This is a genomic window from Mycobacterium sp. smrl_JER01 (assembly GCF_048513595.2).
GTDB lineage: Bacteria > Actinomycetota > Actinomycetes > Mycobacteriales > Mycobacteriaceae > Mycobacterium.
Window position 1 is genome coordinate 5838960 of record NZ_JBLXXK020000001.1, and the last position, 23186, is coordinate 5862145.

Sequence of the window (23186 nt, forward strand, 5' to 3'; positions counted from 1 at the left end):
TCACCTTGGGCTGCAGCTGATCCCGCCATGGGTAGTTGCTGTCGCGACTGTAAACGCCTCCGTCGCGGCCGTTATTCCCGGAGCCATTGTCAGCAGCCTGGGCGGCACCTGCAAGGCCGATCAAGAACGCCGATACGATGCCTGCAACTATTCCGACCGATCCGAACCTCTTCATTGGTGTCGCCTCTTTCTCCGCAGATTCTCGTCCTGCATGTCCCGATGTTGGATCTAACCGGAATATCGGCGATTTGATTCCCTTGGTGATTCCCGCTGCGCTCGACGGTGCCGGAGTGAAGCCTGAAAGCGGGAGAGGTTTTACGCCCAACGAAATTTCTTGGCGCCCAACGCCGTCCGTGCGTCACGGCACAGTCGAGTACTTGCGTTGCGCAACTGCGGGGCCGCTCCATGTCCGTGACCGAGGCCGCTGCGGTGGCAGCGGCGCCCCTGGGTGTCGGCTGGACGTGCGGGACGAGCCAGTCGCACGTCCGACCTCGCTGGAGCACACGTCGAACCGTCCACTCAAGCGTGCTGACACCAACGTCGCGGTCCGAAAGGACGGAGGCCGTCGCGCCAAATCGCGTATGTCGTCTCGACAACCCGGTGCGAGTGGAAGCCGCGAGGCGGCGCGTAATCCGGGTGAATGCTGAGAGCGCTCGAAATGTCTTCCCGATGAACGTCCCTCGGCCGCAGTGGTTCGCAGTCTGTCGTGGGCAGCGCACGCTCGCCAAAATCGCGGTTGAGCGTCGGCGAAGGCGACGGCGGCCTGGTGTTCTCCGGCACCATCTCGCTGGAGAACAACGGCGGCTCGAGCCGGCACCCGACGCTCCTCAGACCCTGAACCCGTCAGACATCAACCAGGTGGCGATCTACATCGTCGACCGACAGCAGGGTCCCTTCGAAATTACGGTCTACGGCATAGTCGCGACCGACTGAGGTCATCAGCCGCAGATTGTCGACGGTGGCCAACTCCCCTCGCTGGGACGATCCATGAATGTCGTAGTTGTCGCCCCTCAAGGTCCCGTGGCCGCATCGCGACGATGTCTGGACGACTTCAGAAGCGCCGAGACACAGCGAAGGCGCCGGGACCGATGAAGACGATGAGCAGAAAGATGAAGCAGTACAGCACGGCGGGCTCCCCGCCGTTGGCGAGTGGCCAGAAGCCGCGGGGAAAGTGCATCCAGAAGTACGCGACGGCCATCGTGCCAGAGGCGATGAATGCCGCGCTGCGGGCATAGAGCCCGATGGCGATCATCGCTCCGAGGACCAGTTCGAGCACTCCTGCCCACCAGGCCGGCCAACTACCCGCTGGTAGCGCGGAGCCGCCGGGGTATCCGAATACCTTGGCTGTCCCGTGGATCAGGAACAACAAGGCAACCACTATCCGGAAGACGCCGATAGCGATGGCCGACCGGGAAGTGCGCGTGACCTCGATATCGGGTGTTGCGATCATGTTGGCCTCCAATAGGGCTCCGGGCCATCGTCAGACGGCATGCGGGCACGTTTCACTGTCGTGACAGTGGTATCACTGCTGGACACTGGGCAGCGCGAGCTCATAGCCAATTCATATATCCCTGCGCGCTGTGTGAACCCGCCGTGTTCGGGGCGGGTGGCGCCGACCCAAACCGCGTCTTTCCCAACTCCTTTGAGCTTCCCACGGGGGACGGTCGGATCACGATCCAGGTCGACCGTCAGGGCGCCGGCGGCAGTAGCCTCTCCACCACATCCCGGGGGAGCAGCCCTGCGGGCGCGAAGCGTCGGGCCGCCTCCACGAACTGCGGCGCGGTCACACCGAGGTGCTCGATAATCTCGCGCGCGGCGTTCTCCCGTCCGGCCAGGGCCGCGACGACCGCCCGCCACAGCGCTTGGTCGGGCTCGAGTTCGGGATCCTGTGGGCGCAGCTCCTCCAGTTGCCGGTCGGCCGTGTCCGGGTCCCCGTTGAGCGCTAGCTGGAAGGCAGCGACCACCCGCTGGTAGCGCTCCCATTTGGTGGTCAGGCGGTCGAGCTCGGTAACCGGGTCGGTGGAGTCGTCGACGCGCAGGTCCATCACCCGGTCGTGCCAGGGCCGTCCGGTCGTGTGGGCGCGGACCACCATGACCGCGGCCGACCGACGCCCCCGGAAGTCGCCCCCGGCATCCTCCGCGGCGTGCAGGGCGCGCAGCAGCCGCTGGGTGAGCGGTTCCGGGCGCGACTCGAAAGACTCCCGCATCGCCTCCCACACGTGCGGCGAGACGACCATGTTGGCCAGCGCGGCGCACTCCTCGCCCACGACGTGGCCGGCCTCAGCGACGCAACCATCGCCGGTGTAGACGGCCATTTCTCCCGTGACGGCCAGGATCGCGACCTGCCGCCGCTCCGGATGCGGGTCCACGCTGCGCAGGGCGGTCAACGACTCCTGCGCGGTGAACCCGCTGCGCAGCAGGTCGAGGCCGACGTCGCCGTACATGGGCTCGGCCATCGACTGGGTGGCGATGACACCGTGACCAGGCAGGGCGAACGGCACGCTGCTGCCGACGGCGAACGCCTGTGATTGAGTGGCGACCCCCATTTCCCCGGTGTCGGCGTCGCGGCCGATGATTGAGTACGTCACCTAAGGGCACTACCCGGTCCCTGGTGAATTACACCGCTCTCCGGGCGGCGCGTTGCAGCAGCGCCGCTCGCTCCTGAGCCCCTGAGCCCCCGAAGCCCCTAAGCCGCGGTGGAACCTCTGCCCGGCGGTAGCGGCCACGTATCGAGGACTACGGGTTTTCCGTGGTCCCTGACCAGTCCCCTGGATGGCAGCGTCGTAGACATGAAGGACGATGTGATACGCGGTGGACGATTCGCCGGCGGCCGGATCGCAGCGAGGTCCGATCCGCCCCGCCTTGGACGCCACGCGGTGAAGCACGCCACCTACACCCCGTGGATCTACCCGCCCGCCCCCTTCGCCGAGCCGCTGCCGGCCGAGTCCGGCCAGTACAGCAACGACGCCGAACCGAGGAGAGACAGATGAGCACCACAACCCGCGTCGTGGTCGTCGGCGGGGGATACGCCGGCGTCCTGGCGGCCAACCGCCTGCGCCAACGCACCGACGTCGACGTCACCCTGGTGAACCCGCGGCCGCAGTTCGTCGAACGAATCCGCCTGCACCAGTTGGTCGCCGGCAACGACGACGCCATCGAGGACTATTCGGCGGTACTCGCCGACTCGGTGAAGCTCGTGGTCGACAGCGCCGAACGCATCGACGCCGAGACCAAGAAACTGCGCCTGGCGTCCGGCAGCGTCCTCGACTATGACTACCTCATCTATGCCGTCGGCAGTACCGCCCCGGTGCCCCCGTCGGTGCCTGGCGCCGCCGAGTTCGCCTATCCACTCGGCGAATTGGAGGCGGCGCAACGCTTGGCCGCGCGACTGGCCGGCGTGCCGCTACAGGCGCCGATCGTGGTGGTCGGCGGCGGGCTGACGGGTATCGAGGCCGCCTCCGAATTCGCCGAAGCCGGCCGCACCGTCACCCTGGTGACCGGGGCTCTGGGGCCGTCACTGGCCAAGGGGGGCCGTAAGTCGGTGGCCAAGCGCCTGACGAAGCTGGGCGTCACCGTGCTCGACAACGCCACCGTCACCCGCGTCGCCAACGACAGCATCACTCTGCGCGACGGCACAGAACTGCCGAGCGCGGCCACCGTGTGGACCGCCGGCTTCGGTGTCCCCACGCTCGCCTCTGACAGCGGCCTGCGCACCGACCGACTTGGCCGGCTGCTCACCGACGAGACCCTCACCAGCGTCGACGACTCCGCGATCATCGCCGCCGGTGATGCGGCCTCCCCCTCCGGGGTCCCGTTGCGGATGAGCTGCCAGCTCGCCATGCCCCTGGGCTCCCACGCCGCCGACACCCTGCTGGCGCGCCTCGACGGCACGACGCCCAAGGACCTGAACCCGGCCTCGGTGGGTCAGTGCATCAGCCTGGGTCGCCACGCCGGCACCATCCAGATGTCGCATTTCAACGACGAAGCCCTGCCGATGCACCTCGGCGGCCGGCTGGCCGCCACCATCAAGGAATCGGTATGCCGGGGCACAGTGGCGTTCCTGGCCAAGGAGGCCCGGAAACCCGGCAGCTACTTCTGGCCCAAGGGCGGCAAGCGACAGAAGAATCTGAGGAAAGGGACAACCCGTGTCTGATGTGATGGACAAACTGATGACGGCGATGACCGTCATCCAATCGGTCACACCACCCCACATCCCCGAGGGCGCCGACGCGATGACCGCCATCATCGAATGGGGCCCCGGCGACAAAGGCGCACCGCCGCACCGCCATCCCGGCGGTCCGTGCTTCGGCTATGTCCTCGAAGGCGAGATACTCTTCGAGCTGGAAGGGGAAGCACCGCGGGTCATCAAGGCCGGTGAAGCGTTCTGGGAGCCCGGCGGCGACGTCATCCACTACTCCGACGGCAACAACCGCGACGACATCCCGCTGCGGTTCCTGGTGACCATGCTCTGCCAACCGGGCGTCGACATGTTCGTCCTCGTCGACGACGCAGAACTCGAACAACGCAAAGACCGCCGATTTCAGAAGGGACAGGAATGAAGATCACCGTGGTAGGTGCGACCGGCCAGATCGGCGCGCAGGTCGTCGAATTGCTCACCGCTGCTGGCCATGACATCAACCCGGCCTCCCGCTCCTCCGGTGTGGACGCTGTCAGCGGCGACGGCGTGGCGGCAGCCTTCCAGGGCGCCGACGCTGTTGTCGACGTCCTGAACTCCCCCACCCTGGAGCCCGGCCCGGCGCTGGATTTTTTCACCGCTTCGGCCAACACCCTGCTCGCGGAGGCCAAAAAAGCCCAGGTGCAGCACTACGTGGTGTTGTCCATCGTCGGCGTCGGCAGCATCGACGCCGACGGCTACCTGCGTGGCAAGCATCTCCAGGAAGACCTGGTGGCCAACTCCGGCGTGCCCTACACCATCGTGCGGGCCACCCAGTTCCACGAATTCACCGAAGGCATCGCCGGATCACTGGTCGTCGATGGTGAGGTCCATGCGCCGGACGCCTTGATTCAGCCCGTCGCGGCAGCCGAGGTCGCGGGCGTCGTCGCGCGGGTCGGCACCGAAGCGCCGCGCAACGCTGTTCTCAATTTCGGTGGACCGGAGAAGATGTCGTTCGCCGACCTGGCCCGCGCCGTCCTCGCCGCACAGGGTAAGGACCTGCCCGTCGTCGTCGATCCGCAGGCCACCTACTTCGGTGTCGCGGTGCAGCAGAACAGCCTGGTCACCGGTGACGGCGCCGAGCTGGGCAGCACCCGTCTCTCGGAGTGGCTGGACCGGTGAGCGAGCTCGCCGGGTGCGCTGCACTGGTCACCGGTGGCACCGCCGGAATCGGCCTCGCCACAGCCCACCGGCTGGTGGAAGCGGGCGCCTCGGTGATCATCACCGGCCGCAACCCGCAACGCGGACGCCAGGCTCAGGAAAAGCTCGGGAATACAGCACAATTCGTCGCCGTCGACATGGCCGACCCGCACGGTGTGGCGCGGCTGTCCCGGGAGTTCGAACTCGACATCCTGGTCAACAATGCCGCCCGCTTCCCGGCCGGCCTGACCGTCGACCAGGACGAGAACGGCTTCGGGCAAACCTTCGCCACCAACGTGCGCGGGCTCTACTTCCTGGTGGCCGCTACGGTGCCCGCCATGATCCGCCGCGGTGGCGGGGCCATCGTCAATGTGACCTCGATGGTGGCGTCCAAAGGTGTTCCGGGCGCCTCGGTGTACAGCGCATCCAAAGCAGCGGTGGAGCAGTTGACCCGGACATGGGCGGTCGAATTCGGTCCGGACAACATCCGGGTCAACAACGTCGCACCCGGTCCGACCGCCACCGAGGGTGTCGCGGCCGAATGGGGCGAAACCAACGACGAACTCGGCCGCGCACTACCGCTGGGACGGACCGCCGATCCCGCCGAGATCGCCGAGGCGATCTACTTTCTGGCCTCCCCGCGTGCCAGCTTCATCACCGGGACCACCCTGCACGTCGACGGCGGCGGCACCGCCGTCTGAAAGGAGAACCGTGGACTTCGACGACGTGGTGCTTCGCCGGCACTCCTCCCGAATGTTTCTGCCGGACAAGCCCGTACCCCAGGAGTTGCTGCACGAGGCGTTGACGCTGGCCATGCGCGCACCCTCGAACTCCAATGTGCAACCCTGGCGGATGTTCCTGGCCTCGGGTGCACGCCGCGAACGCCTCGGCGCCGCCTTGGCCAAACAGGTGCGCACCACCCCGCCCCCGAATCTCGGTCTGCCCGAATCACACAGCCATCTACGCCGCCAGCTCGGCGCCCTGCTGTACGGCGCCATGGGTGTTGCCCGCGACGACAGCGCAGGCCGCTGGAACGCCCAGTTGCGGAACTGGGACTTCTTCCACGCCCCGGTGGCCGGCATCGTCTGCATGCACCGCGACCTCGGCCTGCCCGACGCCATCGGCGTGGGTATGTTCCTGCAGACACTGCTGCTGGCGTTGACCGAACGCGGCCTCGACAGTTGTGTGCAGGTTTCCACCGCGCTCTACCCCGACGTGGTACGCCAACACCTCGACATCCCCGACGATCTCACCGTGCTGTGCGGCATCTGCATCGGCTACGCCGACCCGGCCTTCCCGGCCAACAGCATCAACACCCCACGCAACCCGGTGACCGAGAACGTCGTTTTCCTCGGGGACTGACGTGGACGACCCGACGCCACTGCGCACCGGCCAACCCGTGGCAGGGTGGCGCGAGCTCCTCGACCCGGCCCGGCGCGTTGCGTCGCAGAGCCTCAAGAACGAGCTGCGTACGGTGGTCCTCTTCGAGTTCCTCACCGACGAGCAACTCGACGCTCTGGGCTCCAACGGCATCATCACCACCGTCGACGCAGGGCCGGTGTGCCGGGAAGGGGACCCGGCGCAGTCGTTCTACGTGCTGCTCGACGGCGGTGACGTGGTGTTGACGAAGCGTTCGGGGGGCCAGGACGTCGAATTGCACCGCACGTCCGAGCGCGGTACCTACTTCGGCGCCATCTCCGGCTGCGGCTCCGTGTACGACGTCACCGTGCGGGTGACCCGGCCGTCGCGGCTGTTCGTGGTGGCGGCCGACTTCTTCGCACGGTTCATGCAGACGGTATGGCCCGTCGCGGTGCACCTCCTGGAGAGCACCGCGATCGGCGGACTGCGCCAGCGTCAGCTTCTGGGCCTGCAGGAGAAACAGCACGCCCTGGCCACGCTCACGGCCGGCCTCACCCATCAGCTGAACAACCCCGCTGCGGCCACGGTGCGGGCGGTTGCCGACCTGCGCGACAGCTTGGCCGAGTCGCACCGCAACCTGGGTGTCCTGGCGGTGACCGACCCGAACGCGCTGCCGGCCCTGTTGGCGCTGCAGGCCGACATCGCCGCAAGCACCGCGGTGGTGCCACTTTCGCCGCTGGAGGCCGCAGACCGCGAAGACGCGGTCGACGAGTGGTTCGGCGAGCACGGCATCGACGACAGCTGGCGCTACGCCCCCACACTGGTGGAGGCCGGTCTCGACGTCAGCTGGCTGGACCGTGTCGCGGCGATCGTCGCACCGGCGTCGCTGGAGTGCGCCATCAGCTGGCTCAAACAGTTCATCGACAGCGATATGCGCATCCGGGAGATCGCCGAAGCCGGGACCCGCATCGCCGCACTGGTCAACGGCGCCAAACCCTATTCCCAGATGGACCGCGGCCCATACCAGTGCATCGATGTCCACGAGCTGCTGCGCAGCACCGTGCTGATGTTCGGCGACCGGATCGGCACGGCGGGCAAACCCGTGACCCTGGTCAAGGACCTCGACCAGATGCTGCCCGAATTACATTGTTATCCCGCTGATCTCAATCAGATGTGGACCAACCTGATCGACAATGCCCTGTATGCGATGAACGGCCGCGGCACCCTGACCGTGCGCACCCGGCGGGAAGGCAAGTCGATGATCCGCGTAGAGATCTGCGATGACGGACCCGGTATCCCCCATGACATCATCGACCGCATCTTCAACCCGTTCTTCACCACCAAACCCGTCGGGGAGGGTCCCGGCCTCGGACTCGACCTGGCGTGGCGCATCGTCGTCGACCGGCACCGCGGCCAAATCTCTGTCCACTCGACGCCGGGCGACACCCGGTTCATCGTGTGCCTTCCTCTGGAAGCTCCCGCCCCCGGCAGCTAGGTGATCTTCTGCCGGAGCTCGCGGCGCGACCGAATCCCCAACTTGGTGAACACCTTCCGCAGGTGCCACTCCACGGTGTGCGCACTGATGAACAGCTGGCCGGCGATCTCCTGATTGGTCAGGCCCTGGCCGGCCAGCTCGGCGATCTGACGTTCCTGGGGGCTCAACTCATCACCGGCGGCGGTGGGCTGCTTGCGGGTCTTCTGGCCGGCGGCCTGCAGCTCGCGGCGGGCGCGTTCGGCGAACGCCACCGACCCCATCTGGACGAGTTCCTGGTGCGCGAGGCGCAGCGGCGCCCGTGCGACGGTGGCAGGACCATTGCGACGCAACCACTCCCCGTAGAGCAGTCGGGCCCGGGCCAGGCCGATCCGCTGCGAGGTCGCTTCGAAATGGCCGATGGATTCCAGGTACAGCGCCTCGGCCTGCTTGCCGCTGCTGAGCAGCGCGTGTGAGCGCGCCAGCGAGCCCAGTGCACGTGGTGTCCCGGCCGCCGACGTCCGGTCCCGCAGACAGTGGAATGCCTGTTCGGCGAGCGCGCGGTCCTCGCCGCGCACACCGGCCTCGACCATCTCCGCCAACAGCTCCGGATAGAACCCGAGGTCGTCGTACTCGGAGGCGCTGCGCGCGGCAGCCAGGGCGTCGGCATAGCGGCCCAGCCCGACGTTGAGCACGACGGTGGCGTAGTGCGCCAGCCCGATCGCCCGGCCCTCACCACGAGCCCGACCCGACTCCAGGGCTGCGGTCGCCAACCGGGCGACCTCGGCTTCGTCACCCCGCCAGGCCGCCACGACGATGCGGTGATACTTCAACGGTGCGTAGTCGATGGCGATAGCCAGGTCGTTGGCTTCGGCGACCAATGCACTGGCCGCGGCCAACTCACCGCGTTCGACGGCGGCACCGGCTCGCGACAGCAGCGCCGACGGCAGCAACGCCAGCGCCCCGCTGTCGGTGGCCAGCTGCACCGCATGGGCTGAGATGTCGCGCCAGCCGTCGTCCCACGTCTCGTGGATCAGGCAGTCGTGGACGAGAGGGAATGCCCGCCAGAACCAATCGTGGCTGCCGTCCCGGGTGGACTGCTTGAGCGCGTCCAAGGCGCGACGCATGGCCGGCATTGCCTCGACCGCACCTACGGCCAACCGCTCTGCCAGCGCATGCGTCACCAGATCCAGTGGAGTCTCTGGCCGCTGTTTCGCCAACGCGGCGCGGGCGGTCCCGGCGACGTCGGCGGCCAGACCCTCGGCGATGCGCCCGACGTACATCGCCGCGCTCAGGGCCTCCAGGTAGGCCTCGGTGGCCAGGGTGGCGTCGAGCGCCTCCAGCTGACCTGCGACAGCCGTGAACTGTGAGACGGCGGCGACGAGCGCGTCGGCGTCACCGTCGGCGCGTGCAGCGGCGAACGCCAGCCGGGTCCGCAGTTGCGCGGACCGGGCCCGTTGCAGATCGGTCAGCGGCCCGAGATCCGCGGTAGCCAGCAGGCGGCGGGCGCCGTCGAAGGAGGCGATCTCGCGGTGGGCTTCGGCGGCCGCGAGCGCCCGACCGGTACGAACAGACGGGTCGGGGGTCAACTCCACCGCACGCGTCAGAAACGTTGCAGCAGAAGCAGTTCCGCCGCGTTGCAGCGCCCGCCCCGCCGAAAGCTCCAAGTCCCGTGCCACCTGCTCGTCGAGGGAGTCGGCAGCCAGGGCACGGTGCCAGGCCCGCCGGTCGGGGTCGACAGCTGGGTCGGTGACGGCCGCCAGCGCCGCGTGCGCGAGCCGGCGTTCTTCGGCGGTGGCGCAACGGTAGGCCACCGACCGCGCCAGCGGATGGTGGAACTGAACCCGGGTGTCGACCGCGATCAGACCGACGTCGGATGCGGACGTCATCACCGCGGGTTTGAGGTCCAGATACGCCAGCGCACGCGAGAGCAGGGCCGGATCCCCCACCGGTTCGGCAGCGGCGACGAGCAGCAGCATCCGGGTGTCGTCAGGCAGCTCGGCGATCAGGGTGCGGTAGTGCTCCTCGATACCGGTGTTGATGGCCCCGGCGGGGAAGGACGTGATGTCCTTCGGAGTTTCCAACAGCGCCAACGGATTTCCCCGCGCTTCGGCCACGATCCGGTCCAGGACCGCCGGGTCCAGGCGACCCGGGAACGCCGACTCCAGCAACCTGCGCGCGTGTCCGTCGTCGATCCCACCCACCGCCAGCGTGGGCAAGCCCGCGGTGCCTTCGATCGGGGTACGCGACGCGAACGCCAACCCGACGGACTCGGCCTGCAGACGGCGCGCCACGAAGAACAGCGTCTGCGCCGACACCTGATCCAGCCACTGCACATCATCGACCACGCACAGCACCGGTCGGTCCGCGGCGGCCGCCGCGAGGAGACCGAGCACCGCCAACCCGACCAGGAACCGGTTCGGAGCGGGCCCGGCGTCGCTGAGGCCGAAGGCCCGCTCCAAGGCCTCCCGCTGTGGTTGTGGCAGTCCCGAACGGTGATCCATCACCGGCGCACACAGCTGTTGCAGACCCGCGAACGCCAACTCCATGTCGGACTCGACACCCACCGCGGTGTAGAAGGTGCAGTCCGCGGCGCACTCCCGCAAAAACCGCAGCAGCGCCGTCTTCCCGATACCGGCCTCTCCCAGGAGCACCCGCACCTCGCTGTGTCCGGAGCGCAGGGACTTCACCATCTCCCGCAGTTCTCGGCATTCGGCGGCGCGACCCGGCAACACCGCGTTGCTTCGGTCGGGGATCGCCGTCACGATCGAGATGCCCACCTGTCTGGAACGCCGGATGCGGCCAACGCCCGTGGCCGCGGTACCAGCAAATCCTGTCACGCCGGCCCGCCGAATGCAGGGCTACCTGTGGACTACGGGTTTTCCGTGGTCCCTGTCGGCGCTCCGACTGCCACTGTTGTCCAAGCACAGCAGAGGGAGGCAGGTGGTGAGCTCACCGGAACTCTCGGGACGTACGGCCCTGGTGACCGAGGTGGCCTCGGACCTGGGACGCGTCACCGCGCGCCTGCTCAAGCAGGCCGGCGCCCAGCTCATCCTCAGCGGCCGGGACGCCGATGCCGGACGGGCCGCGGTCGACGCACTCGGCCCCGGAGCCCGGTTCATCGCCGCGGACCTGACCGATCTGGAGTCCGTCGACCACCTCGCCCGACAGGTGCCGGTCGACATCCTTGTCAACAATGCCGAGGTAGTAGACGTCGATACACTGGCCGGACTGTACTTTCTGGTGGCCGCAGTCGCTCCCTGTATGGCGCGATACGGTGGCGGCGCGATCGTCAACGTCGCGGCGAGTGCGACAGGTGCCGTCGCCGCACTCACCCGCAGCTGGGCAACGGAATTCGGCTCAGTCGGCGTTCGCGTCAACACCGTGGTGGCCGCAAGCCGCGCGAACCCCCTGGGTCGCGTGGGCAAACCTGTCGAAATCGCCGAAGCCATCACCTTCCTCGCCTCCGGTCGGGCGAGCTTCATCACCGGCACCACACTGCACGTCGACGGCGGAGCGAGCCTCCTATGAGGATGACGAACGCTGGATCACCCGTCGCGGCGCTACCGACGCGCGCCGCCGCCAATTGACGAGAGCAGGCCGGACCGGCTGACGCAGACGCCGATAACGTTAATGGATGTTAACACTGTCGGAACGTAAGCGACTTGCTGCGAGGTTCGAATACTTGGCGTGTGCAGGTCGAATTCGAACCACAATCTGCTGCTGCACAACGTGTCATCTCAGGCTGGCGCTCCCGGGACCAGTCCACTCACGAGTTCAGTGTTGACAACATCACACTGCAGCTCTACGTTAATGCTCAGTCACACTCTGAGAGTCCCGGCGCGGCAGCTGGGCCGTGCGATTGCCGGTCGGCGCTGCTGGAAAAGGATCCGTGAACGTGGGAGGCCATGGGGGCAAACACCTGAGCGGCCAACCCACTTCGTGGTGACACGCTCCCTATTGCTTCTGCCCCGCAACATCTGGGGCAGGTCGACTTCCAACCGAATTGGTTTCCAGGTCATCCCGACAGCCCCGACCTGGCCCCTTGCCCACCACTGAGAAAAGGAGCATCACATGTCGGTGCGCAATTCCCGTGACTCGCATGTGGCATCCGCCGACCGGCGCACCCGCGCGAGCGCGACTCTCGCTGCGGTCATCGCCTGCGTGGCCGCTTTCAAGGGATTGAACGAGTCGGTGACACCGCCGGCCCTACCGATCCTGCAGGAGCAGTTCCAAGTGCCCGGCTCCACGATCGCCTGGGTGATCACCGGCGTCCTGTTGACCGGAACGATTGCCACCCCCATCGTGAGCCGCCTCGGCGAAGTGTGGGACAAGCGCCGCGCGCTCCTCAGCGTGCTGGCCATCGTGTCGATCGGGACGCTGATCTCGGCGCTGTCGGTGTCCATCGAGATGCTGATCGTCGGACAGTTGATGCAAGGCGTCGGCCTCAGCACCGTCCCGCTGGCGATCGGCATCATTCGAGACACCCAGAGCGAAACTCGGACAAAGTCTGCGAACGGCCTTCTCGTCGGTGCGATTTTCGGCAGTACTGCGGTCGGGACGATGATCGCCGGGCCGATCGCAGACCACCTCTCCTACCGGTGGTTGTTCTGGGTCCCGTTCATCGCACTCACGGCATGCATGGCGGCGGTCTGGTCCTTCGTTCCCCGGTCGTTGACGTCCGACGGCCCGCGGCCGGGTATCGACGTCGTCGGCAGCGCTCTGTTGGCGACCGGCCTTGCCTGCATCCTGCTGGGACTGACGTTCGCGCCCGGCTGGGGTTGGCTTTCCACCGGGGTAATGCTGCTCTTCGTCGGGGGACTGACGTCGCTCGCGCTCTTCGCACGCACCGAGCTCAGGGTCGGCAATCCGCTGATCGATCTGCGTCTGATGCGCAGCTTCACCGTCGTCGCCGCATCGGGTCTGATGTTCCTGGCCGGTTACTGCATCAACGCGACCCTCATCTGTGTTCCCATCCAGGCGCAGCTGCCCCGGTCGACCGGTTACGGCCTGGGCCAGACGGCGACCTTCACATCCCTCATCTTGGTATCCGCCATGATGCTGGGCTTGTCCGCGCCGCTGGTGTCCATACTGGACCGCGCAATCGGCTCGCGTCTCACGTCCCTGCTCGGCCCGATCTCGATCCTGACCGGCGCCGCACTGATGCTCGTCGCCGGACACAAGGGCAGCATCGTGGCCATCGTCATCGTCACCCTGCTGATGAACTTCGGCATCACCGTGTCGATGACGCAGTCGCTGAACCTTGTCGTCACCGGCGTTCCGGCGGACAAGGTGACCGAGTTCAACGGGCTGAACTTCGCCATTCAGGCGGTTGCGGGAACCATCGGGGCTCAAGTGTCCGGCGCTGTCCTGACCGTCGACGGCGGTGCCGCGGAGGGGTCGCCACCATGGAGTGGCTTTGCCACTGCGTGGGGAGTTTCCGGTGCGCTGGCCGTTGTTGTGCTGGCGCTCGTGCTGGCGGTGCGTACGTCGAAGAGCCGAGCTTCGTAGCAGTTCGGCGCTCAGCCCAAAAGTTGTCCCGGACCGACCGCCGCGTTCAGGTGATGGTGACGCCGCCGTCGACCGCGAGCGTCTGCCCGGTGACGAAACCGCCTGCGGACGAGGCCAGCCAGACGGCGGTCGCGGCCAACTCCACCGGCTCGCCGATTCGACCGAGAACTACCCGCGGCATCTGCGCATCCAGGTAACCCGGTTTGTAAGAGTCGGTCATCTCCGATCGGAAGAAGCCCGGCGCCAGCGCATTGACGCGGATTCCTCTGCGAGAACCCCACTGCTGGGCCAGGTCTCGGGTCAATCCGATCACCGCCGCCTTCGAGGCCGCGTATGCCGCCTGCGGTAGGCCGGCCGTGGTGATGCCCAGGACACTGGCAATGTTGATCACCGACGACCCTGCTTGCATGACTCGCCCACATGCCTGCGCCATCCAGTAGGACCCGTTCAGATTGACGTCGATCACCCGGCGAAACTCCTCGGGTGACTCCTTCGTAGCGGGCACCGCGGTGCCCACACCGGCGTTGTTGATCAGCACATCGACCTTGCCGAACTCGCTGAGAGTCGCGTCCACGAGCGCTTGACAGGAAGCAGGATCGGACACATCGGTGCACACCGGCAACGCTCGCCTCCCGGTTGCCGACACCAGTTCGGAAGTCTCCGAAAGCTTGTCGACGCGGCGCGCACCGAGTGCTACGTCAGCACCGGCCTCGGCGAACGCTTGCGCGAACGCCACTCCGAGTCCCGAGGACGCCCCTGTGACGATGACAACCTTGCCATCGAGTGAGAACAGGTCGAGCACACTCATGTTGATTCCTTCTGCGTCGTCCGGATTGTGACCCGATCCGAAACCCTCTCGGATGGGGTCGGATACCACCACCGAGCATAACCGTCGCTGTCTCTGAAACACGCAGTCACACAACGCACTCAGGCGAGAGGACGGATACGATCAGTCGCGCGGTGGCGTGAGCTGAACGCCTACATCGGCCTGTCGGGACGTGAGCGCCCGAAGCGCCGCAACTGTCATCGTCGCGACGATCTCGTCCTGGTCCAGACCCTTGTTCAGGGTGGCCACCGAGTTGAGCATCGAGAACACAGCCTGCGTCAGCAGACGCACCTGCGGCTCGGACAGATCCGGCCGAAGCTGATGGACCATCGACACCCACTCCTGGGCATACATGGTCATCTCCCGACGGATTCGCCGTCGATCGGATTCGGGGAGGGCGTGCTCGTTCTTGAGGAATATCAGCGTCCTCGGCGGGTCGGAGACCACGGATCGGACATGGAACCCGACCATCGCCTCGAGCGCGGCCAATGGGTCGCGTTCCAGGTCAACGGCATGCCGGGCGAACTGGTGCAGCTCGTGCAGGCCTTCCTCGACCACCGCGATGAGCAGTGCCTGCTTACTGTGAAAATGGCGGTAGAGCCCCGGTCCGGAGATCCCGGCTTCGGTGGCCACCATGCCGACCGTGACCGCGTCGTAGGCGTGGTGCAGGAACAGGTCGGCGGCGGCGTCGAGGAGCAGCTTGCGTCGCGAGCCACGAGATGGTGATTCACCCCTCTGCACCGGCGCAGCATTCACCTCCGTGGATGCTGCCGACGACGCCATACCGCACACCCTACCCGGAATACTCGTTCACATTGCCTACAAGCCGGCCCTGATCGTACATCGTTCGGCCACAGGGGTTTACCCCTTCAGCTGCGACGCCCGTGGTCAAATCATTAACACACGGCACGACCGAATACGGCGTGGCGATCAGGGCACTACGGCCGCACAAACCGTTGACAACCAGGCTCTTTGAGTCTTTGGCGCGGGGCAGGGTTGACAGTCGAAGTGGCGGGGCTTACGTTAATGCTCATTCACGCCGTAGGGAGATGACAGGACCATGAGATTCATATTCATGAGTGAGGGCGAGACAGCCCCCGGAGCCTCATACGAGCACCGTTACCGTGAGCTGATCGACGAAGTGCTGCTGGCTGAGCAGGTGGGCTTCGACGCGTTCGGCACCTCCGAACAGCATCTGGCCATCGGCACGGCGACCACCTCGGCACCTGAGGTTCTGTACCCGTATCTGATGGCGCTCACCAGCCGCATCCGGTTCGTCCACCTGGTGACCCTGCTTCCGACGCGGATCAACCATGCCATCCGTGTCGCCGAACGGCTCGCCACGGAGGACGTGCTGTCTCACGGCCGCGTGGAGCTCGGCGTTGGGCGGGGAAACACCACGCTTGCCCTGCGTGCGTTCGAAGTCTCCCCTGCCGAGAACAAGTCGCAGCAGCTCGAAGGCATCGAGGTGATCCGCCGGGCACTGCACAATGACGTCTTCTCCTTCGTCGGAGAGCATTACAAGATCCCGCCCCGCAGCCTCGTGCCCAGAAGCATCCAGACACCCTATCCCCCCATCCACATGGCCACCGGAAGTCCCGAATCCGTGCGTGCGGCCGCAGAACTCGGCGTCGGCGCCATCGTGGGCGGCTTCTACCTGGGCTTCGATTTCGTCGAGAACATGATTCGTCTCTACGACGAGGCACTGGCGTCGGCGACGCACACCTATCCCGTTCAGGCTGAGCGTCTCGTGGCGATCGGTGGTGGCATGCACTGCGCAGAAACCCGTGAGGAAGCCCGCAGCTGGGCGCGCGGCCTCAAGGAGACGGTCGGACTGTCCACCGACGCCTATGAGAGGTTGTCCAAGCTTTCCAGCGACTACCAGTACATGGGCGCGGTGAAGCATCTGGACTTCAGCGATGAGCAGTACATGTTCGAGGATTCGTCCGGTTTCATCGTCGGGGATCCCGATGACTGCATTGCCCAGGTTCAGCGTTTCGCCGATCTCGGTGTCGACTCCCTGGTGATGCGCATCGACGGCCTGCCCCACAAGGAGTTGATGAAGTCGATCGAGCTGTTCGGCAAGTACGTGATCCCCAAGTTCAAGAATCCGCGTGGTGTTGCGCGCACCCCGGAGGCGATCCTGGCTGACATCCGCGCAGCCCGTCCTGCCCACTACTCCGAACGAGAGGAATTCCAGGAGAACATGAAAGAGAAGCAACCGGCAACCAGCGGCGTCGGCGCGGGTGAAGCCTGATGAGCACACTCAGCGCCGACGACATCTTCTCGCGTTATCCCGAGGAGTTCCTGATCGAGCGCAAACCCAACGGAGTCCTGTTGGTCACGCTCAACAGACCTGAGCATCTCAACGCGCTGACCATGCCGATGTTCGAGTTGGTGGGCGACCTGCTGCTCGACGTCGACCGCGACCCGCAGACGCGGGTTTTGGTGGTCACCGGTGCCGGTCGTGGATTCTGCACGGGCATGGATGTCGCACAACCAGATCCGTCGCTGGAAGACGCCATCGTACTCATGGAGACCGAACGCCGGCGCATCATGAACACCTTGAACATGGACAAGCCGATGATTTCGGCGATCAACGGTCCAGCCGTCGGCTGGGGCCTGTCCCTGGGGTTGTTGGCCGATATCAGCGTCGCCGCCGAGGACGCGGTCCTCATGGATGGGCACACTCGCGTCGGTGTGGTCGCCGGCGACCACTCTTCGTTGATCTGGCCGCTGCTCGTCGGCATGGCCAAAGCCAAGTACTACCAGCTCACATCGGCCCGGATGACCGGGATCGAAGCTGAACGCATGGGGCTGGTGAGCCTGGTAGAGCCCAAGGACAAAGTGCTGGAACGGGCGCTGTCGATCGCTGATGATCTTGCGCTGGGTTCACAGCGGGCCATCCAGTGGACCAAGCGGTCGCTGAACGCCGGATGGCTCACCAATGCCCTTCCTCAGCAAGAACTCTCGGCCGCACTGGAGACTCTCAACTTCGCCGGCGCCGACTACCTCGAGGCGCGCGCTGCGTTCCGCGAGAACCGCCCGACGCGTTTCCCCTCCGCCCACGGCGAAAAATCCGCACCGGCTCCGGAACCAGCCGGCCAAGCATGACCGAGGTGTCCCTGTCTGATATCCCTGGGGCTGGATGGGCCGACCATGACGGTGTCGTGGTGCTCACTCTGGACCGGCCACCCGCCAATGCCCTGAACCGCAGCCTCATCCTCGGCCTGGGCCGATTCTTCACCGAATTGGCATCACACGCTACGCCTGCGCCGGTGGTTCTCACCGGTGCAGGCGCACGGTTCTTCACCGCAGGCGGCGACATCAAAGAGTTGGAGGGCACCGGGCCTGAGGAGATCGACGCACGAATGCGGGATTTCCACTCACTTCTCGTCGCCATGGACCAATTCCCGCGACCACTCGTGGCTGCGGTCAATGGGCACTGTGTCGGGGGTGGTATGGAACTGGCACTTTTCGCCGACACCGTCGTGGCCACCCCTCATGCCAAGTTCGGCTTCCCGGAAATCAACCACGGGCTGCTGCCGGCGGACAAGGGACTGCAGCGAGCCGTCCATATCCTCGGCGCCCGCGCCGTGCGCACCATGGTGTTGTCCGGCGACTTGTTCTCCGCTGAGGATGCCGTTCGCCTCGGAGTGGTCGAACGACTCGAGGAGTCCGCAACATTGTTGAGTTCGGCCATCGAGTCCGCCCGCAGAGCTGCCGAGAAGGCTCCGGTCTTGTACCGGGCGCTGAAACGCAGCATCAACGATCCCGACAGCCGGCGCGACGAGCGATCGCTGACCGCCACGATCAGCGCCGCGCAAGCCTACTTCGAGGATCCGCAGGCCGCCGGCCTGCGCGCCGGCTGGAACCGGGACAAGACTTCGGCCGCGCGCTCGGCAGACGGCCTCCAGAGACAATCTCGCTGACAACGAAGGCAGACATGGTGGTGAGAAAGGCGTTCAGCACAGGCACAATCCCTGTCCTGCAACGTATCGAGACGTTTGAGGCGTCGCCGCGAACATTCGGTCAGATGTTGATCGACCGGGCGACACACGACCCCGACCAGATCGCGTTTGCCTCGTTCGACGATGGCATGGTCCGTGAGACGACGTGGATGGAGTACCTGGACGAAGTGCGGCAGGTTGCGGTCGGACTGCACGCGCTCGGCGTCGCTGCGGGTGATCGGGTGGCGATCATGTCCTCGACTCGTCGCGAATGGGTCATCGCCGCCCTCGCAATCCACTGCCTCGACGCGATCCTGGTGGGGGTGTACCCGACCAGTTCAGCGTCCGAACTGGCACGCGTGCTCCAGATCAGCGAGGCAACGGCCATTTTCGCAGAGACCGACGCCGATCTGAGCAAACTGGCGGGGATTGCGACCGATGCACCCGCGCTTCGGATCGCGGTAGGACTCGAGACCACGCCGCGTGGCCTCCCGCAATCCGTGCGCGCTGCGGATTGGCCGGCTCTGCAGAGAATCGGGACAGCCCGGGCGGACGCCGAGCCCGATCTGTTCGACACCCTGGCCGAACAGGGCGACGTCGATCACCCCGCGGTTCTGTTCTGGACGTCCGGGTCCACCGGAGATCCAAAGGGAGTGATCCACACCCACCGCACTCTGCAATACTCGGTGCTGGCATTCGCGATGGCCTATCCGGATGTCGGGCGGGTACGACACAATTCCGTTGCTTTCCTGGGACTTTCACATGTGGCACCGGCTCTGGTCAACGTGTTCGTGCCGATCATGACCAAGCTGGTCGTGACCTTCTGCACGATGGAACAGCGGCTGTCTGCCCTCGAGAAGGTCCGTCCCACCGCCATCGTGTGGCCGCCGCGTATGTACGAGAAGTTGGCCGGTGAGCTACTCGCAGAGTTGCAGCAGTCAGGGCCGTTTTTCCGCGCGCGGTATGCGGCCGCCATGACCGTGGCCCGCGCCGTCTGGAACCGACGAACACACGGATCACGTGTTCCGCGCTATCTCGATGCGCTGTATCAGCTCAGCCTGCGTACCGTGTTCCTTCCGCTGCGGGCTGCCGGCGGGATGGACCGAATCGAGGTCAGCTGGACCTCTTCGGGAGCGATGACGCCCGAGCTTGCCGCGTTGTGGCAGATGTGGGGTCTGGATCTGCGCGAAATGTACGGGACGACGGAAACGTGCGGCCCCGTTCTGGTGCAATGGGGCCGATCCTCATTTCCCGCGGGGACCGTCGGACGATCACTGCCCGACCCTCGATGGAGCGTCCGGATCAGCGCCCAGGGTGAGTTCCAGGTGAAGGGCCCGTGTTTGTTCACCGGGTATTGGCGTGACCCCCAGGCCACCGATACTGCTCTTGCCGACGGCTGGTACGGCAGTGGCGATCTCGTCGAGATCACCCCCGACGGAGACGTCACCATCGTCGGCCGCATCAAGGATGTTCTCAAGACGAGCGGGGGGAAATCGGTCAGCCCACAGCCCATCGAGGTGCGGCTGAAGGCCAGCCCCCTGGTGGACGAGGCCATCGTGGTGGGCGAGGGTCGGAAGTACCTGACGGCCTTGTTGAGTGTCAGCGAGGATGCGCAGGCGCTGCCCGCTGCCGAACAGCATGCGGCCCTGTCCACCTGGATCGAAGAAGTCAACTCCGAGCTGGCCCGCCCACTGCAGTTGAAGAACTTTCGGGTCCTACCGCGCGCGTTGTCGGCGGACCTGGGCGAACTCACGCTCAAGGCCACCATCAGACGCGGCAACATCCTCGCCTCCTTCGCCGACCTCATCGACGAGATGTACGAAGGTCACGAACAGGATCAGATCTCAGGTCACGCTCGCCTGTCCAGGCACGGCCATGGGTGAGCTTGATCCGGCAGGCAGTGCCGACGAGGTGCGCATCGAGCGGATGACCAGCCACGAGGTGGCGGCTGCGGTGGCACGGGGTCGCCGCACGGCGATCCTGCCTTTGGGGGCTGTCGAACAACACGGCCCCCACCTGCCGCTGTCCACAGATGCCGACCATGCCGACGCACTCGCCGTGCGCGTCGCCCGGGCCCTCGGCAATGCCCTCGTTCTTCCGACAATCCGGGTCGGGTACTCCCCCCATCACCTCGGTTTCCCGGGAACCCTGTCGCTGCGTCCGTCGACCCTGGAAGCCCTCTGCGAGGATTACGGTGCGCACCTGGCCGATTCGGGCTTCGACACCCTGGTCCTGTTCTCCGGGCACATCGGCAACTACCCGTTGATGCGTGAATTCCAGGACCGCCTGGCCGCCAGGTTGGCGCCGCTGTCGGTCATCGTCTATCCCGGCAGTGAGGCGATACTCGGGGCGTGGCGTGACGCCGCGGAGGCATCCGGGTTCGGTGAACGCGTCGGCGGGCACGCGGACATCGCCGAGACGTCAGTCATGCTCGTGCTGCATCCGGACCGCGTACGCTGGAACAGGCTGGAACCGGGCCTGTCAGTTCCCACCGACGATGCATTCTTGGCGCGTGTCTTTGCGGGCGGGCTGAAAGCTTTCTCACCCAACGGAATTCTCGGTGACCCGAACGGCGCCGACACGGCGATTGGCGTAGCCTGCCTCGACTCGGTCAGCGGACTGATCGTCGACTACGTGCGGAGCCGGGGCGCGTAGCGTCGTCGGCCCGCAGCGTCCCTCTCAATACACCAACCTGCGGTTCATCTCCGGGAGGAAGCCAGATGAAAACCCTCAACCAGATCAGCTCCGGTGACCTCACACACGATATGTCACGACTGCGCAAACTCTACGGTCGCTACCCCACCGGGGTGGCCGCGATCTGCGCTTTACGGGACGGACAACCTGTGGGGATCGTCGCCACATCGTTCACCCCCGTTTCGATGGAACCCGCGCTGGTGTCGATCTGTGTCCAGCACACGTCGAGCACCTGGCCTCACCTGTCCCGAGACGGTCACGTCGGCATCTCCGTACTCGCCGAGGGGCACGCCGAACTGTCCCGACAGCTCGCCGCGAAAACCGGTGATCGCTTCGCCGGCCTCACCTGGTTTGCCAGTGACTCGTCAGCGGTTTTCCTTGCGGATGCAGCAGCCTGGCTCGACTGCCGGGTCAGCTCGTCGATCACCGCAGGCGATCACGAGGTCGTGCTCTTGGAGGTCATCAGCGCAGCCGAAGACGACACGGTCTCGCCGTTGATCTTCCACGACAGCCGTTTCCGAACGATGCTTGCTGATGACAACCACCAGTGAGAGCGGTGTTCACGCCTACCGCCGCGTCGCCGACATGACGGAGCACGACCTGGTCTGGGAGATCGCCGACGTCGCCGCCGATCCTGTTGCGGTTCCCGCAGAAACCCACTCCATGGTCATCAACCGTCTCATCGACAATGCGGCGATCTCGGCCGCTTCAGTGGGTCGGCGTCTGGTGGTCATCGCACGCGCACAGGCACGCGCGCACCGGGCCACTCCCGGGGCATCTGTTTTCGGGATCGACGGCAGTTTCTCGCCTGAGTGGGCAGCCTTCGCCAATGGTGTCGCCGTTCACGATCTGGAGTTTCACGACGCCTTTCTGGCCGGCCACCACGCGCACCCCGCGGGCACCATCCCCGCTCTGGTGGCAGTGGCTCAACAAACCGGACTTCGGGGCACCGATCTGATCCGCGGTATCGCCACCTCCTACGAGGTGCAGATCCGCCTGGCCCAGGGAAGACCTCCGCAGCACGCCACACACGACAATGGTGCCTATCTGGGCGTGGCCCTGGCCGCCGGTCTGGGCACCATGCTGCGTCTGCGTCCCGATACAATCCGTGCCGCCATCGGTCACGCCGCGTACCTGACCTCTCTCTCCCGTCAGGCTCCCGAGCTGTGCCCCTCCCCGTGGCGGTTCCACACTGCGGCCTACATCGGCAGACTGGCCATCGAGGCCGTCGACAGGGCGATGCGCGGTGACGGCCCACCGGCTCCGACGCGCGATGCGCGAAATAGCCCCGATGCCGGTCGGCTCGAAGCGTTTTGGCCCGCCGATCACGTGGATCTTCCCGATAGGGGTGAGCCCAAACGGGCCATCATGGACAGCTACCCACGTCAGCACGCCGCCTGTTACTTCGGCCAGGCTCCGATCGACCTCGCCGTTCGGATGCACGGACACATCGGCGACGTCAACGACATCGAGTCCGTCGTCCTGCACACCAGTCGCCATGACCGCGGTCTGATCGGCTCCGGCGCAGGAGATCCCAACACGGTCAACCCGGACGCACCGCGACATGTTCTGAGTCAGTCGCTCACCTACCTGTTCGCCGTCGCGCTACAGGACGGCGCATGGCATCACGAACGCTCCTACGCGTCAGAGCGTGCGCATCGGCCTGACACCCTCGAGTTGTGGCGCAAGATCACGCTGACGGCTCCGGGGGGAATCGTCAGCCAAGGGCCGGTCGGCGCCGAGGCGCGCTTCGCCATACGGGCTGAGATCACCCTGCGCGGAGGCGCACCGATCGTCGATGAGCTCGCCGCAGCCGACGCACACCCGGCCGGTGCCCGCCCGTTCGGGCGCAACGACTACGTGGCGAAGTTCACCGAACTCGCCGAAGGGGTCATCGACCGGCGAGAGCAACAGCGCTTCCTCGACGTCGCGATGTGTCTGAACGATCTCAAGCGGGGGTCACTGGGAATGCTGAACCCTTTGGTGGACAACCGTATCCTCGCCGAGCAGTCGCCCATCACCTACGGGATCTTCCGCTAGCAAGCCGGTCTACGCGCAGCG

The 23186-nt window shown here is 66.0% G+C and carries 22 protein-coding genes; 16 read left to right on the plus strand and 6 right to left on the minus strand.

The annotated features are described in order from the left end of the window. Positions 1-843 precede the first annotated feature (843 nt). From ACNUDN_RS27580 to ACNUDN_RS27590, 3 genes are all read right to left on the minus strand, one after another. The gene (locus ACNUDN_RS27580; protein ID WP_419124851.1) at positions 844-966 is read right to left on the minus strand and encodes a hypothetical protein; all 123 of its coding nucleotides are present in this window, start codon (positions 964-966) and stop codon (positions 844-846) included. 85 nt (positions 967-1051) lie between these two features. Then, on the minus strand, positions 1052-1450 hold the full coding sequence (locus ACNUDN_RS27585) for a DoxX family protein (protein WP_419124852.1): 399 nt from the start codon (positions 1448-1450) through the stop codon (positions 1052-1054). Positions 1451-1688: 238 nt separating this feature from the next. Beyond that, the gene (locus tag ACNUDN_RS27590) at positions 1689-2588 is read right to left on the minus strand and encodes a DUF1028 domain-containing protein (protein ID WP_419124853.1); all 900 of its coding nucleotides are present in this window, start codon (positions 2586-2588) and stop codon (positions 1689-1691) included. A 201-nt stretch (positions 2589-2789) separates the two neighbouring features. On the opposite strand from ACNUDN_RS27590, the gene ACNUDN_RS27595 reads away from it, so the two are divergent. The 7 genes from ACNUDN_RS27595 to ACNUDN_RS27625 are packed head-to-tail and all read left to right on the plus strand — an operon-like array spanning position 2790 to position 8168. Further along, positions 2790-2990 (plus strand): hypothetical protein, encoded by a 201-nt coding sequence (locus tag ACNUDN_RS27595; RefSeq protein ID WP_419124854.1) that lies wholly within the window; start codon positions 2790-2792, stop codon positions 2988-2990. Continuing rightward, positions 2987-4153, plus strand: coding sequence for an NAD(P)/FAD-dependent oxidoreductase (locus ACNUDN_RS27600; RefSeq protein WP_419124855.1), 1167 nt, complete (start codon positions 2987-2989; stop codon positions 4151-4153). The genes ACNUDN_RS27595 and ACNUDN_RS27600 overlap by 4 nt, the downstream gene beginning before the upstream one ends. A 4-nt stretch (positions 4154-4157) precedes the next feature. Then, positions 4158-4559 carry a cupin domain-containing protein gene (locus tag ACNUDN_RS27605; protein ID WP_419125342.1) on the plus strand — a complete coding sequence of 134 codons (402 nt, stop codon included), beginning with the start codon at positions 4158-4160 and terminating at the stop codon, positions 4557-4559. Further along, a complete protein-coding gene (locus tag ACNUDN_RS27610) occupies positions 4556-5296 on the plus strand; it encodes an SDR family oxidoreductase (protein ID WP_419124856.1) in 741 nt (246 codons plus the stop codon). The genes ACNUDN_RS27605 and ACNUDN_RS27610 overlap by 4 nt, the downstream gene beginning before the upstream one ends. Further along, the gene (locus ACNUDN_RS27615; RefSeq protein ID WP_419124857.1) at positions 5293-6015 is read left to right on the plus strand and encodes an SDR family NAD(P)-dependent oxidoreductase; all 723 of its coding nucleotides are present in this window, start codon (positions 5293-5295) and stop codon (positions 6013-6015) included. Before ACNUDN_RS27610 ends, ACNUDN_RS27615 begins: the two co-directional genes overlap by 4 nt. 10 nt (positions 6016-6025) lie before the next feature. Then, positions 6026-6676 carry a nitroreductase gene (locus ACNUDN_RS27620; protein WP_419124858.1) on the plus strand — a complete coding sequence of 217 codons (651 nt, stop codon included), beginning with the start codon at positions 6026-6028 and terminating at the stop codon, positions 6674-6676. Positions 6677-6713: 37 nt separating this feature from the next. After that, the gene (locus tag ACNUDN_RS27625; protein ID WP_419125343.1) at positions 6714-8168 is read left to right on the plus strand and encodes an ATP-binding protein; all 1455 of its coding nucleotides are present in this window, start codon (positions 6714-6716) and stop codon (positions 8166-8168) included. Here the strand turns inward: ACNUDN_RS27625 and ACNUDN_RS27630 are convergent. Further along, positions 8165-10837: a helix-turn-helix transcriptional regulator gene (locus ACNUDN_RS27630; protein WP_419125344.1), complete on the minus strand. Its 2673-nt coding sequence runs from the start codon at positions 10835-10837 to the stop codon at positions 8165-8167. The genes ACNUDN_RS27625 and ACNUDN_RS27630 overlap by 4 nt on opposite strands. Before the next feature lie 253 nt (positions 10838-11090). On the opposite strand from ACNUDN_RS27630, the gene ACNUDN_RS27635 reads away from it, so the two are divergent. Further along, positions 11091-11675 (plus strand): SDR family NAD(P)-dependent oxidoreductase, encoded by a 585-nt coding sequence (locus ACNUDN_RS27635; RefSeq protein ID WP_419124859.1) that lies wholly within the window; start codon positions 11091-11093, stop codon positions 11673-11675. Between the two features lie 543 nt (positions 11676-12218). Then, positions 12219-13655, plus strand: coding sequence for an MFS transporter (locus tag ACNUDN_RS27640; RefSeq protein WP_419124860.1), 1437 nt, complete (start codon positions 12219-12221; stop codon positions 13653-13655). Positions 13656-13701: 46 nt separating this feature from the next. On the opposite strand, the gene ACNUDN_RS27645 is transcribed toward ACNUDN_RS27640, so the two are convergent. Then, on the minus strand, positions 13702-14463 hold the full coding sequence (locus ACNUDN_RS27645) for an SDR family NAD(P)-dependent oxidoreductase (RefSeq protein ID WP_419124861.1): 762 nt from the start codon (positions 14461-14463) through the stop codon (positions 13702-13704). Between the two features lie 141 nt (positions 14464-14604). Then, a complete protein-coding gene (locus tag ACNUDN_RS27650; RefSeq protein ID WP_419124862.1) occupies positions 14605-15264 on the minus strand; it encodes a TetR/AcrR family transcriptional regulator in 660 nt (219 codons plus the stop codon). Between the two features lie 277 nt (positions 15265-15541). On the opposite strand from ACNUDN_RS27650, the gene ACNUDN_RS27655 reads away from it, so the two are divergent. From ACNUDN_RS27655 to ACNUDN_RS27685, 7 genes are all read left to right on the plus strand, one after another. Beyond that, positions 15542-16738, plus strand: a complete 1197-nt coding sequence (locus ACNUDN_RS27655; RefSeq protein ID WP_419124863.1) for an LLM class flavin-dependent oxidoreductase — start codon at positions 15542-15544, stop codon at positions 16736-16738. Further along, positions 16738-17595: an enoyl-CoA hydratase-related protein gene (locus tag ACNUDN_RS27660; protein WP_419124864.1), complete on the plus strand. Its 858-nt coding sequence runs from the start codon at positions 16738-16740 to the stop codon at positions 17593-17595. Before ACNUDN_RS27655 ends, ACNUDN_RS27660 begins: the two co-directional genes overlap by 1 nt. After that, positions 17592-18413, plus strand: a complete 822-nt coding sequence (locus ACNUDN_RS27665) for an enoyl-CoA hydratase/isomerase family protein (protein WP_419124865.1) — start codon at positions 17592-17594, stop codon at positions 18411-18413. The genes ACNUDN_RS27660 and ACNUDN_RS27665 overlap by 4 nt, the downstream gene beginning before the upstream one ends. A gap of 104 nt (positions 18414-18517) precedes the next feature. Beyond that, complete coding sequence (locus tag ACNUDN_RS27670; RefSeq protein WP_419124866.1) at positions 18518-20314, plus strand: AMP-dependent synthetase/ligase; 1797 nt, start codon at positions 18518-18520, stop codon at positions 20312-20314. Next, the gene (locus tag ACNUDN_RS27675; protein WP_419124867.1) at positions 20307-21086 is read left to right on the plus strand and encodes a creatininase family protein; all 780 of its coding nucleotides are present in this window, start codon (positions 20307-20309) and stop codon (positions 21084-21086) included. The genes ACNUDN_RS27670 and ACNUDN_RS27675 overlap by 8 nt, the downstream gene beginning before the upstream one ends. A 65-nt stretch (positions 21087-21151) precedes the next feature. Next, on the plus strand, positions 21152-21676 hold the full coding sequence (locus ACNUDN_RS27680; RefSeq protein ID WP_419124868.1) for a flavin reductase family protein: 525 nt from the start codon (positions 21152-21154) through the stop codon (positions 21674-21676). After that, on the plus strand, positions 21660-23165 hold the full coding sequence (locus ACNUDN_RS27685) for an MmgE/PrpD family protein (protein ID WP_419124869.1): 1506 nt from the start codon (positions 21660-21662) through the stop codon (positions 23163-23165). Before ACNUDN_RS27680 ends, ACNUDN_RS27685 begins: the two co-directional genes overlap by 17 nt. The last annotated feature ends 21 nt before the right edge of the window (positions 23166-23186 follow it).